The sequence below is a fragment of the Streptomyces sp. DG2A-72 genome, assembly GCF_030499575.1.
Classification (GTDB): domain Bacteria; phylum Actinomycetota; class Actinomycetes; order Streptomycetales; family Streptomycetaceae; genus Streptomyces.
Window position 1 is genome coordinate 9999719 of the sequence record NZ_JASTLC010000001.1, and the last position, 11921, is coordinate 10011639.

The 11921-nt window shown below is 68.9% G+C and carries 10 protein-coding genes and 1 pseudogene; 4 read left to right on the top strand and 7 right to left on the bottom strand.

Translation table 11 applies throughout. From position 1 onward, the window contains the following. Window positions 1-271: 271 nt before the first annotated feature. The 3 genes from QQY66_RS47340 to QQY66_RS47350 are packed head-to-tail and all read left to right on the top strand — an operon-like array spanning window position 272 to window position 3993. The gene (locus tag QQY66_RS47340) at window positions 272-1711 is read left to right on the top strand and encodes a family 2B encapsulin nanocompartment shell protein (RefSeq protein ID WP_301986730.1); all 1440 of its coding nucleotides are present in this window, start codon (window positions 272-274) and stop codon (window positions 1709-1711) included. Between the two features lie 5 nt (window positions 1712-1716). Beyond that, entirely contained in the window at window positions 1717-3057 is a 1341-nt protein-coding gene (locus QQY66_RS47345; protein ID WP_301986732.1) for a family 2 encapsulin nanocompartment cargo protein terpene cyclase, read from the top strand. A 60-nt stretch (window positions 3058-3117) separates the two neighbouring features. Then, the gene (locus QQY66_RS47350) at window positions 3118-3993 is read left to right on the top strand and encodes a geranyl diphosphate 2-C-methyltransferase (protein ID WP_301986733.1); all 876 of its coding nucleotides are present in this window, start codon (window positions 3118-3120) and stop codon (window positions 3991-3993) included. Between the two features lie 279 nt (window positions 3994-4272). Here the strand turns inward: QQY66_RS47350 and QQY66_RS47355 are convergent, their stop codons facing one another. Beyond that, the gene (locus QQY66_RS47355) at window positions 4273-4452 is read right to left on the bottom strand and encodes a hypothetical protein (RefSeq protein WP_301986734.1); all 180 of its coding nucleotides are present in this window, start codon (window positions 4450-4452) and stop codon (window positions 4273-4275) included. Window positions 4453-4707: 255 nt separating this feature from the next. Here QQY66_RS47355 and QQY66_RS47360 point away from each other — a divergent pair, with 255 nt between their 5' ends. Then, window positions 4708-6060, top strand: coding sequence for an NAD(P)/FAD-dependent oxidoreductase (locus QQY66_RS47360; RefSeq protein ID WP_301986735.1), 1353 nt, complete (start codon window positions 4708-4710; stop codon window positions 6058-6060). Window positions 6061-6245: 185 nt separating this feature from the next. Here QQY66_RS47360 and QQY66_RS50720 read toward each other — a convergent pair whose 3' ends face one another. The 6 genes and pseudogenes from QQY66_RS50720 to QQY66_RS47390 all read right to left on the bottom strand — a co-directional run bounded on the left by QQY66_RS50720 (window position 6246) and on the right by QQY66_RS47390 (window position 11832). Then, complete coding sequence (locus tag QQY66_RS50720) at window positions 6246-6701, bottom strand: enoyl-CoA hydratase/isomerase family protein (RefSeq protein WP_367667101.1); 456 nt, start codon at window positions 6699-6701, stop codon at window positions 6246-6248. After that, the gene (locus tag QQY66_RS47370) at window positions 6620-7021 is read right to left on the bottom strand and encodes an enoyl-CoA hydratase/isomerase family protein (RefSeq protein ID WP_301986737.1); all 402 of its coding nucleotides are present in this window, start codon (window positions 7019-7021) and stop codon (window positions 6620-6622) included. Before QQY66_RS47370 ends, QQY66_RS50720 begins: the two co-directional genes overlap by 82 nt. After that, window positions 7018-7878: an SDR family NAD(P)-dependent oxidoreductase gene (locus QQY66_RS47375; protein ID WP_301986738.1), complete on the bottom strand. Its 861-nt coding sequence runs from the start codon at window positions 7876-7878 to the stop codon at window positions 7018-7020. The genes QQY66_RS47370 and QQY66_RS47375 overlap by 4 nt, the downstream gene beginning before the upstream one ends. Window positions 7879-7908: 30 nt before the next feature. Further along, window positions 7909-9354 carry an NF041680 family putative transposase gene (locus QQY66_RS47380; protein ID WP_301986740.1) on the bottom strand — a complete coding sequence of 482 codons (1446 nt, stop codon included), beginning with the start codon at window positions 9352-9354 and terminating at the stop codon, window positions 7909-7911. A 202-nt stretch (window positions 9355-9556) separates the two neighbouring features. Then, window positions 9557-10168: a dihydrofolate reductase family protein gene (locus QQY66_RS47385; RefSeq protein ID WP_301986742.1), complete on the bottom strand. Its 612-nt coding sequence runs from the start codon at window positions 10166-10168 to the stop codon at window positions 9557-9559. Between the two features lie 219 nt (window positions 10169-10387). After that, a pseudogene (locus QQY66_RS47390) lies at window positions 10388-11832 on the bottom strand (NF041680 family putative transposase). Window positions 11833-11921: the final 89 nt, after the last annotated feature.

Here is an 11921-nt window from a genome sequence, read left to right on the forward strand (position 1 = left end):
CGGGGGCGTGTGCGGTCTGAGCGTCCCCGGACGTGCCTGTCGCTTTGTGCTGACCTGTCGGTGTCACCTGCCGACTGACGCATGTGTCCTCTGAACAGCCCGTTTGACAGGGGAGGGGGCGTGAGGGGCGCACTTCAGTGTGAGCGGCACCCTCGCGCGCCACTCAAGCCAATTACTCACCGTGACAGATTGCTGATAGTTCTGTGCACAGAACGTGACGACCCTGATGGTCGATGCGTCGATCGCTCGTGCGAGTAGGAAGAGGTATGTGATGTCGGTCGAGACCCGGACAGCCCCGGCGGGCGCCGAGGCGGCGCAGCAGCAGGAACAGCAGAGCCTCAGCACCGCGGCAGCGCGGAATCTGGCCACGACGACCAAGTCCGAACCCCAGATGCAGGGCATCAGCTCGCGCTGGCTGACCCGGATGCTGCCGTGGGTGAACGTGCCGGGCGCGACCTACCGAGTGAACCGCCGCCTGTCGTACACCCTGGGCGACGGCCGGGTGTCCTTCGTGAAGACCGGTCCGAAGGTCCAGGTCGTACCGGCCGAACTCGGTGAGTTGCCGCCGCTGCGCGGCTTCACCGACGACGACGCGCTCGGCGCGCTGGCCGAGAAGTTCGTGCAGAAGGAGTACGAGCCGGGCCAGGTCATCGTGCAGGCCGGCCGGAAGGCCGACCATGTGTACCTGGTCGCGCACGGCAAGGTGGAGAAGATCGTAGACGGCCCCTACGACAACGACGAGTCCGTCGTCGGGCTGCTGGCCGACGGGGACGCCTTCGGCGGGCAGGCGCTGGCCGAGCCCGGCAAGAAGTGGGACTTCACGGCACGTACGCTGACTGCCGCGACGATCCTCGCGCTGCCGCTGACGGCGTACAAGACGATCGCCGAGCGGCACGACAAGCTGCGCGCGCATGTGCAGATGATCAGCTCCAACGGGCACAAGAAGCTGAACAGGTCCGGCGAGGCGGAGATCGCGCTGAGCTCCGGGCACGTGGGCGAGGAGACCCTGTCGCAGACCTTCGCAGACTACGAACTCGCGCCGCGTGAGTATGAGTTGAGTGTGGCGCAGACGGTGCTGCGGGTGCACAGCCGGGTCGCCGACCTCTACAACGAGCCGATGAACCAGACGCAGCAGCAGCTGCGGCTGACCATCGAGGCGTTGCGGGAGCGGCAGGAGTACGAGCTGGTCAACAACAAGGAGTTCGGCATGCTGCACAACGCCGACTTCGACCAGCGGATCTCCACGTTCTCGGGCCCGCCGTCCCCGGACGACCTGGACGAGCTGCTGGCCATGCGGCGCAAGACCCGCTGTTTCCTCGCCCACCCGAAGTCGATCGCCGCGTTCGGCCGTGAGTGCAACAAGCGAGGCATCTACTTCGGCGGCGTGGAGTTGCACGGGAACCACCTGCCCGCCTGGCGCGGGGTGCCGCTGCTGCCGTGCAGCAAGATCCCGATCAGCAAGCAGGGCACCTCGTCGATCATCGCCATGCGCACGGGGGAGGACGACCAGGGCGTGATCGGGCTGTACCAGACCGGGATCCCGGACGAGGTCGAGCCCGGCCTGAACGTGCGCTTCATGGGCATCAACGAGAAGGCGATCATCTCCTACCTGGTCAGCAACTATTACTCGGCGGCCGTCCTGGTCCCCGACGCCCTCGGGATCCTGGAGAACGTGCAGGTCACCCGCTCGAACGGGACGAACGGGAGCTGACGCCGGTGTCGCTGATCTCCCGGATCACCGCGCCCGCCGCGAGTCATGACGTGGCGGGGCTGGTGCGGGCACTGCTCTCGGCGGGTGTGCCGGCCGAGCCGCGGCCGTCGGCGCCCGCCAAGGCGTCGCCCGGCCCACGACTGCCCTCCATCCCCACCGGGCTGGGTACGACGGCGGCACGCATCTCCTCCGGCACGGGCACGGCCGGAACCCGTACCGCGACCAGCGGCGCCCCGCGTGTCACGGCGCCCACCCTCCCCCTCCCGCCCCCGTCGCCCACCCGACAGACCGTGCCCGTCCTGCCCACCGGCCCCACCGGCCTCGGCACCGCCGCCGTCCGACCCGAGCCGGCTGCCCCACCCCGGCGGGAATCGGCACCGGCCGATCCCGCACCCCGGCTCCACTGCCCGCCCGCCGCCCGCGACGACCGGGCCCTCGGGGACACCGTCACCGAACGCCTCGTCCAGTGGGCCGAGGAGATCGGGATCTATCCCGGCCAGCTCGACAAGATCCGCAAGGCCGACTTCGGCCGGCTGATCATGCTCGCGCACCCGGAGTCCGACGACCCCGACCGGCTGCTCGCGGCGGCCAAGTGCGCCCTGTCCGAGTGGGCCGTCGACGACCACTACGTGGACGGCGAAGTGGAGGAGGCCCGGCACGACCTGCTCGGCCAACGCCTCGCCATCGCCCACTCGGTGATCGACCAGGCGAACCTCCCGCTGGCGTACGCGGGCCAGTTGGAGGAGGTCGTCACGGCGGACCCGGTATGCCGCGCCCTGCGCGACAGCCTGCGCAACCTCGCCTCGTACGCGACGACCTCACAGGTGCGCCGCCTGCGCCACGAGCTGGGCATCATGTTCGTCGCCTACGGCCAGGAGGGGGTCTGGCACACGAAGCGACAGACCCCGCCGGTCTGGGAGTTCCTGATGCACCGGCACGAGAACAGCTTCATCCCGTGCATGGTGCTCATCGACGCAGTCGCCGGCTACGAGCTGCCGTACGGCGAGTTCTCCGATCCCCGGGTCCGCCGGGCGTTCACCCTGGCCGGCACCGCCAGCGTGATCGTCAACGACCTCTACTCCATGGGCAAGGAGGACCCGACGGACTTCAGCCTGCCGAGGCTGATCGTCGCCGAGGACGACTGCTCGCTGCAGGAGGCCGTCGACCGGACGGTCGACATCCACAACGAGCTCATGCACACCTTCGAGGCCGAGGCCGCCGCCCTCGCCCTGACCGGCTCCCCAGAACTGCGCCGCTTCCTGGCCGGCACCTGGGCCTGGCTCGGCGGCAACCGGGAGTGGCACGCCAGCAGCGGCCGCTACCACGGCGACGCGAACGCCGCCTGACCACGGGCCCGTTCGCGCTCGGCCCCTATCCCATCCCACGAGTAAGGACCTGTACGACTCATGTCCCGCATTTCGACGCAGATGGAGGACATCGCCATGGGCGACGTCCTGCGCACCGAATACCAGAAGTCGGTCGCCGCGTACTGGAACGCCGAGAAGGATCCGGTCAACATCAAGCTCGGCGAGGTCGACGGCCTCTACCACCACCACTACGGCCTCGGCGACTACGACCCCTCCGTCCTGGTGGGTCCGGCCGAGACCCGCGAGCAGCGCATCATCGAGGAGATGCACCGCCTGGAAACGGCCCAGGCGGAGGTACTCCTCGACCACTTCGGCGACATCACCCCCGGCGACCGCCTCCTGGACGCTGGCTCCGGCCGCGGCGGCACCAGCATCATGGCCAACGCCCGCTTCGGCTGCCATGTCGACGGCGTCAGCATCTCCGAGCAGCAGGTCGCCTTCGCCAACGACCAAGCCGCCAAGCGCGGCGTGGCCGACAAGGTCCGCTTCCACTTCCGCAACATGCTCGACACCCGCCTGGACACCGGCTCACGGCGCGCGATCTGGACCAACGAGACAACGATGTACGTCGATCTTTTTGAGCTCTTCGCCGAGTTCTCCCGCCTGCTGGAGTACGGCGGCCGGTACGTCTGCATCACAGGCTGCTCCAACGACGTCACCGGCATGCGCTCCAAGGCCGTCAGCAAGATCGACGAACACTACACGTGCAACATCCACCCCCGCAGCGAGTATTTCAAGGCGCTCGCGGCCAACAATCTCGTCCCCATCCAGGTCATCGACCTCACCCCGGGCACCATCCCCTACTGGGAACTGCGCGCGAAATCCTCGGTCGCCACCGGCATCGAGGACCCCTTCCTCACCGCCTACAAGGAGGGCAGCTTCCACTACCTCCTGATCGTCGCCGACCGCATCTGACCCGCCGGTGTTTGCGGCCCGAGCATCCCCGGTAGCACCCGGGCCGCAACGCCAGTTCAGTCCAGAAACGTCACCTGTGGAAAGCGCGTTGAGGGCCCTCCAGCAGGCTCTGCGGTTTGCCTGTGAGGTGCTGGTCGAAGAAGGCAGTGACAGAGGCCCGCTGGGCGTCGACGCCCGGGGCCTCCTTGATCGAACCGAGGAGAGCGCGCATATCGTGCGGCACCTGACGCCCAGGGCTGGACAGATGACAGCCCAGGCCATGAACGTGTTGTGCCCGGCTCAGGTCAGCTGCAGGTCACGGTGGAATCCGCGGGGACGGAACCACTTGCATGCGGCGTCCACCGACGGGGCGATCTCGGGCCGCTCGGAGCGCACGAGCATCACCGGTCGGTCCAGCCCCACGCTCCGTACCGGCTGCGGCACGGGACCGTCGAGAGCGCATCCCTTTCCCGCCAGCATCGCTCAGAGCGTGGGATGGACCAGGGGCCCCTGCCAGTCGAGACGTTTCCGCCCACGCGTGGCCTGGCTGTCCGGACACGCCCCCAGGCGCGTCCGCACTATCCGGACGGACCTCCGACACCACAATCACCCGGCCGTAGGCGGCTTTGAGGCTCGGTGATCTCGCTGGTGACACGTTGACCGGCCGTTTCGCAATGATCAATGCCGTCGTTGATCCGCGTGATCCGCCCTGCCCCAACAAGCGTGGGAGACGACATGAAAACGAACCGCCCTTGGGCCAAGGCCGTTGTCATCGGCGGGAGTTACGCGGGGCTGGTGACGGCGCGGGTGCTGGCCGATTTCTTCGCGGAAGTCGTGCTCGTGGAGCGGGATGCCGTGGACGGGGACACCGGTGCCCATCCGGGTGCGCCGCAGGGCTATCACGCGCATGCGATGCTGGCCAAGGGGGGCGAGGTCCTGCAGCGGCTGTTTCCGGGGCTGCGGGAGGAGCTGCGGGAAGCCGGTGCGCCGGTGTTCGACTACGGGCAGGGGATCGACTTCCTGCTGCCGACCGGACTGGCACCCCGGGGACGGACGGGGGTGCAGATCCAGACGTTCACCCGCGACGAGTTGGAGCGCCGGCTGCGGCGCAGGGTGCTCGCGCGTGCCGAGGTCACGCTGATGGCCGCCACGCAAGTCTCGGGCCTGATCCGGGACGCCTCGGGGAGGGTGACCGGTGTGACGTGCAAACAGCAGGGCGCGGAGGCGATCGACCTGGCCGCCGATCTGGTCGTCGATGCCTCCGGACGGTCCAGCTCACTGGAGGACTGGCTGGGCGCGGTCGGCGTTACGGTCCCCCCGAAGCGGACCGTGAAGGCGAAGGTCACCTACACATCGATGAACTTCGACCGGCCCGAGGAGAACCACCCGAGCCACCCGGACTTCTACGTCGCGTACCAGATGCTGTTCGCTCCCCGTGTGCCCCGGGCCGGGGTCCTTCTGGCCGTGGAGCGCAACCGGTGGACGTGCTCGCTGTTCGGCTTCCAGGACCAGCCGCCGACCGACGACACGGGCTACCTGCGGTTCGCGGAGAGCCTGGACAACCCGCGCCTGGCCCAGCAGATCGCCCGCCGCACCGTCCAGGAGCCCACCCATCGCTACACCAACGTCGACAACCAGTGGCGGCCCTATCACGCCGTCAAGAACTGGCCAGACCGGCTGATCGCCATCGGGGACGCGGTCTGCGTCTTCAACCCCGTCTACGGCCAGGGCCTGACCGTGGCCGCGATGGAAGCGGAACTGCTGCACCGCATGCTGGCCCGCCACAGGGCGTCCGGGAAGCGGCTGGACGGGCTGGCCGGCGGTTACCAGAAGCGGGTGGGCCGGTTGCTGCTCGGCCCGTGGACGCTCTCCACCAATTCGGATCTGATGTGGAATCCGGACCGTCAGCCCTTTGGAGCGAGGTTCGCGCACTGGTACAACGCGAGGCTCTTCCAAGTCGCGGTGAAGGACGCGGCCGTTTGGTCGAGGTTCGTACGAGTGGTGAACATGGTGGCTTCCCCCGCCGTGCTCTTCCATCCCGCCGTGGCCCTGAGGGTCCTGTCCACCGCATTCACCCTGCGGGACTGACATCTCACGAACGCGACTCGGCGAGCAGGCCACGGACTCCTCCGCGAGACCGCCCACCTTCCCGGCGAGTGCCTCGAAGTGCCTCGACGACCACGCATCTGCACAGCAGCATGAGCAGGTCGCACAGGTCGGCGACTGAACACCAGGGTGAGCTATGTGCTCTCGATCCCACGGACGGTTCGCTGTCAGGTCAGAGCGGTCTGGTCGGCTTGCGGCTCGGTTGTGCTTTGGAAGCGATGGAAGTGTGCGGTGCGCTTTCCGGCGGTGAGGAGGGGGGTGAAGAGGGCGAGTTCGAGATCGAGACCGTGGTCGAGCGGGCCTTCGAGAGAGGCGTCCATCGCGCGCTTGGCGGCTGCCAGGGCGTCGGGCGGGCCGGCCGTGTAGCGGTGTGCCCGGGCCTGGGCCGCGTCGATCAGGGTGCCTTCGGGGACGACTTGGTCAACCAGGCCGATCCGCTCGGCCTCGGCCGCGTCGACCTGGCGGCCGGAGAAGAGGATGTCCTTGGCCCGGGACAGGCCGACCAGGCGGGGCAGGCGCTGGGTTCCGCCGGCGCCGGGGATTAGGCCGAGCGGAATCTCTGGCAGGCCGAAGCGGGCGGTGGGGTGCAGATGCGTACGTCGGCGGCGAGGGCGAGTTCGCAGCCGCCGCCGAGCGCGTACCCCTCCACGGAGGCGATCACCGGGACGGGCAGCGCCGCGACCTCGCGCGTCAGGCGGCTGATGCGGGCCGCGTAGTCGGCGACTTCCGCTGGCGTCAGCGTGCCCATCTCCGCCACGTCCCCGCCAGCGGAGAAGTGGCCGTTCGATCCGGTGAACAGCACCGCACGAAGGTCGGTGCGGTCGCGGAGCTCCCGCAGGGCGGCATCTGCCCGCCGCTGCTGGGCGGCGTCGAACAGGTTAAGGGGCGGACGGTCCAGGCGTACCCAGGCGAGGTCGTCCTCGTAGCGGACGCAGACCGTCACAGCACGCCTCCGTCGACATCGAGGACGTGGCCATTGACGTACGAGGCTGCCGGGCTGACCAGGAACACCGCTGCGTCCACCGCTTCCTGCGCGGAGCCCTGCCGTCCGGCCAGCAGGCGTGGCCAGTACATCTGCCGCAGCCGCTCGTCCGCCGCCACAGCCTCGCCCATGCCCACGCTCAGAATGCCGGGCGCCAGGCAGTTCACCCGGATCCGCCGGGAGGCGAACTCGACGGCGCAGCAGCGGGTGAACGCCTCGATCGCCGCCTTGGAGGCGATGTAGGCGCTGGCACCGACCGCAGGATGCGAGGTCATCGCGGAGGACACGGTGAGGACGGTGCCGCTGCCGCTGCGCTCCAGGTGAGGAAGGGCGGCTCGGACCGTGTGGAAGACGCCGTCGACGTTGGTGCTCATCACCTCGCGCCAATGTTCCGGACTGAGCCGGCGCACGGTGTTGTTGCGGGTGATGCCCGCGTTGGCGACCACGATGTCGATCCCGCCGAACCGATCCGCGGTCTCGGCCATCAGCCGTTCCAGGGACTCCGGCTCCCGCACGTCGCAGGGCACGTACGCGGCCCGGTCTTCATACCGGTCGACGATCTCGCCGACGCCGTGATCCCTCCTCGCCCCGCACACCACGCGCGCCCCCGCGCGCAGGAACCCTTCGGCGAGTTGCCGGCCCAGCCCCGTCGTCCCGCCGGTGATGACCGCGGTCCGATCGGCCAGCACCGCCGATGCCGGCCGTTCCTGAGCCGTCGCGGCCACCCGGATCCTCTCATCCGCCGCGACCGTCCTGTCCGTCGGGTCCGCCGCCGAGGAGCCGTCCGCTGTCTGCGCGATGACCGTCACTGGGGTCACGCCCCCTTTACCTGTCACTCAGCTTGTTCTTTATGGTCTTACCTGGTCACGTTCGGCGATGGTCTCGGGTCGCTTGACCGTTTTGCCTACGTCGTAGCGGGTGGCGGGGTGCCGGTTCTTCGAGCCGGGCGGGCGTCCGGGGCCAGGCCGGTTGGGTTTCGGCGCACGGGCCGGGCAGGGCAGGTTCGGGCGGAGGTTCCTGAACCCGCGGCGGACTCGGGCGGGGGTGAGTTGGCCGGGCTCGGCCGGCTTCTCCCAAGGGCGGCGGAGGTCCGCGGCCAGCGGCCGGGCGAGGCGGAGTTGGGTGTGGGCAGCAATGATCAGCCAGGTCCATCGGTCCGCGGCCCGGGGTGTGCGGAGCTTCGGGCGGGTCCAGCCCAGCGTCTGCTTGATCATCCGGAAGGTGTGCTCAAGATCGAATCTGCGCAGGAACGCATGCCAGCGCAGGTCGACGCCCTCGCCCGACAGGCCGGTGGCCGACGTCCACAGCCAGACGGGGAGTGGATCGTGGCCGCCGGGCAGGCGGTCGACCTGAAGACGGATCAACGTGCCTTCGATGACGGGGAGTTCGCCGGTGTGGTCGATCCACGCGGAGCGGGTAGTCAGACGAGGATGGATACGGTCCCAGACCATCGCGCGAGCGGTGCCGTAGCGGTCGGTGACCTGCAGGGTCGCGGCATCGGGCGCGCCCCAGGTGTCGGGCTTGGCGAAGCGGAACTCCTTGCCGTGCTTCGGCGGGCGCCCGCCCTGCGGCGGCGAGATCCACGGCACCGGGACCGGCTTGCGCATCACCCGGTCCGTGCGCATCCGCCCGAGGACCTCCACCGGCAGTCCTTCCAGCAGATAGGCCATGCGCGGAGCGTCGTACCCGGCGTCGAAGACGACCAGGATGTCGCGGTCACCGACGTGCCAACGGCCCATGTCGATGAGGTCCTCGACCACCCGGCGGACCTGGGCCGCGGTGACCTCGGCGACATCATCGGCCGGCCCCAGCGGCAACGCGTCCAGGATCTGGCACCAGGAGGTGCGGCCCGATTCCAGCGCGGCGACGAAGGAGTAGGGCCAGCCGGGCACGAACTGGTCCGAGGACCGGCCGCTGCGGCCGTAGACGTGGCAGAACAAGCGGTCCGGGCTGGTCGGCGCGTCCGGCCGGAGCCAGTGGGTGACGTCCACCGCCATGACCAGGCGCCCGTCGGCGGCCTCGGGTTGCGGCAGCCCGGCCAGCACCTGCCGCAGCCGCGGCACATCGACGTTCCCGCGGTTCAGCGCGTCGTACATCGCGCCGTGCCCACGCCGGTGCTCGGCCGTCAGTGTGAGGTCCACCGGCGTGGTCACCGGTCCGTCCGCGCACAGCAACGCGTCAGTCAGCTCGAACAGCGTGTCTCCACGCGCGGTCAGGCAATCGAAGAAGTCGTCCCGGAAGTGTGACGCCACCGCGAACGCTTCCCGCTGGACATCGTGATGCAGCAGACTCATTCCCCCACGGCCTTCGTGCTGGTCAGGTGCCTCTTTGGTCGGAGCACAGGATCAGACGAAGGCCGTGTTCACGTCCCCGGAATCCTCGTACGAGCGATCACGTTCGGGGCATCGTTCGAGGTCAGACCATAAGGACAAGCTCAGGAGCGAACCATCGTCATCTCCAGCCACTTGACGAGCTGCAGGAGCTCCAGAGTCAACCTCAGGGGCGGCGGTAGCACAGGGCGACGGCGCCTGTTGTGGGGATGGTGGTGGCGTGGGAAAGCCGCCATTTCGACGAGAGGCCGTCGGGCAGCAGGCGCACTCCTCCGCCGAGGGTCGTCGGGAGCACGGTCAGGCAGAGTTCGTCGATCAGGTCGGCCTTGAGCAGCGCCTTGATGATGCTGGCGCTGTTCAGGACGAGAATGTCGCGGCCCGGCGCGGCCTTGAGGGAGCGTACCTCGGCTTCGAGGTCGCGGGAGACTCGGGCGTTGGCCCATTCCGTCTTGTCCAGGTCGGTTTGCTGCAGGGTCGTGGAGATGACCACCTTGTCGACGGTGGCGAGCCAGTTACCCAGATCGCGAGTCCGGGCCGAACTGGTCGGGTCGCTGGTCAGGCCGGGCCATACGGAGGTGAAGCCCTCCCAGTTGACGCGGCCGACGACCGCTGTGCTTACCCCGCGCCAGATCCCCTCGTACATGATCTCGCTCTGCTCGCTGGTGATGTGCTCCATGGCCCAGCTCATGTCGTCCTCGGGGCCTGTACTGGTGTACCCGTCCATCGAGACGACGGCGTCGGCAATGACCTTGCGCTGCTGTTCGGTGTTCGCAGGCATGGTGGGTCCCTTCTGACTGTTGACGTTCGCCCATAGGACTCCTGGCACCACCGGAACTCATCGCTCGGCGAGCGTCACCGGAACCACTCTGCCCTCGCGCCTCTCGCGCTTATGGAGGCGCCTGCCAGCGTGTGTATCGGAGATGGGATGCCGTTCGCTGGCAACCAACAATCCCTTCGTCACTCACCGTGGTTGTGGGACAGCTTCTGAGCTTGTTCTTTATGGTCTGACCTGGTCACGTTCGGCGATGGTCTCGGGTCGCTTGACGGTTTTGCCCACGTCGTAGCGGGTGGCGGGGTGCCGGTTCTTCGAGCCGAGTGGCCTGCCAGGGCCGGGCCGGTTGGGTTTGGGCGCACGTGCCGGGCAGGGCAAGTTGGGGCGGAGGTTCCTGAACCCCCGGCGGACCCGGGCGGGAGTGAGCCGACCGGGCTCGGCCGACTTCTCCCAGGGGCGACGGAGGTCCGCGGCCAGCGGCCGGGCGAGGCGGAGTTGGGTATGGGCCGCGATGACCAGCCAGGTCCACCGGTCCGCCGCCTCGGGGGTGCGGAGCTTCGGGCGGGTCCAGCCGAGCGTCTGCTTGATCATCCGGAAGGTGTGCTCCAGGTCGAATCTGCGCAGGAACGCCTGCCAGCGCAGGTCGACGCCCTCGCCCGACATGCCGGTGGCTGACGACCATAGCCAGACAGGGAGCGGATCGTGGCCGCCTGGCAGGCGGTCGACTTCCAGGCGGATCAACGTGCCCTCGATGACGGGGAGTTCGCTGGTATGGTCGATCCACGCGGAGCGGGTGGTCAGCCGGGGGTGAATGCGGTCCAGGCCATCACGCGAGCGGTGCCACAGCGGTCGGTGACCTGCAGGGTCGCGGCATCGGGCGCGCCCCAGGTGTCGGGCTTGGCGAAGCGGAACTCCTTGCCGTGCTTCGGCGGGCGCCCGCCCTGCGGCGGCGAGATCCAGGGAACCGGGACGGGTTTGCGCATCACGCGGTCCGTGCGCATCCGCCCGAGGACCTCCACCGGCAGTCCTTCCAGCAGATAGGCCATGCGCGGAGCGTCGTAGCCGGCGTCGAAGACGACCAGGATGTCGCGGTCACCCGCGTGCCAACGGCCCATGTCGATGAGGTCCTCGACCACCCGGCGGACCTGGGCCGCGGTGACCTCGGCGACATCATCGGCCGGCCCCAGCCGCAACGCGTCCAGGATCTGGCACCACGAGGTCCGGCCCGACTCCAACGCGGCAACGAACGAGTAGGGCCAGCCGGGGACGAATTGGTCCGACGAGCGTCCGCAGCGGCCGTAGACGTGGCAGAACAAGCGGTCGGCACTGCACGGAGCGTCCGGCCGCAGCCAGTGGGTGACGTCCACCGCCAGGACCAGACGCCCGTCGGCGGCCTCGGGCTGCGGCAATCCGGCCAATACCTGCCGCAGTCGCGGCACATCGACGTTCCCGCGGTTCAGCGCGTCGTACATCGCGCCGTGCCCACGCCGGTGCTCGGCCGTCAGTGTGAGGTCCACCGGCGTGGTCACCGGTCCGTCCGCGCACAGCAACGCGTCGGTCAGCTCGAACAGCGTGTCACCGCGCCGGGTCAGGCACGAGTAGAAGTCGTCCCGGAAGTGTGAGGCGAAGTCGAACGCGTCCCGCCGGGCATCGTGGTGCAGCAAACTCACCTCTGCGGCCTTCGTATGAACCTGATTCCGTGGCGGAACACATGATCACGCGAAGGCCGTCCGCCTGCCCGGCGAGTCCCCGGACGAGC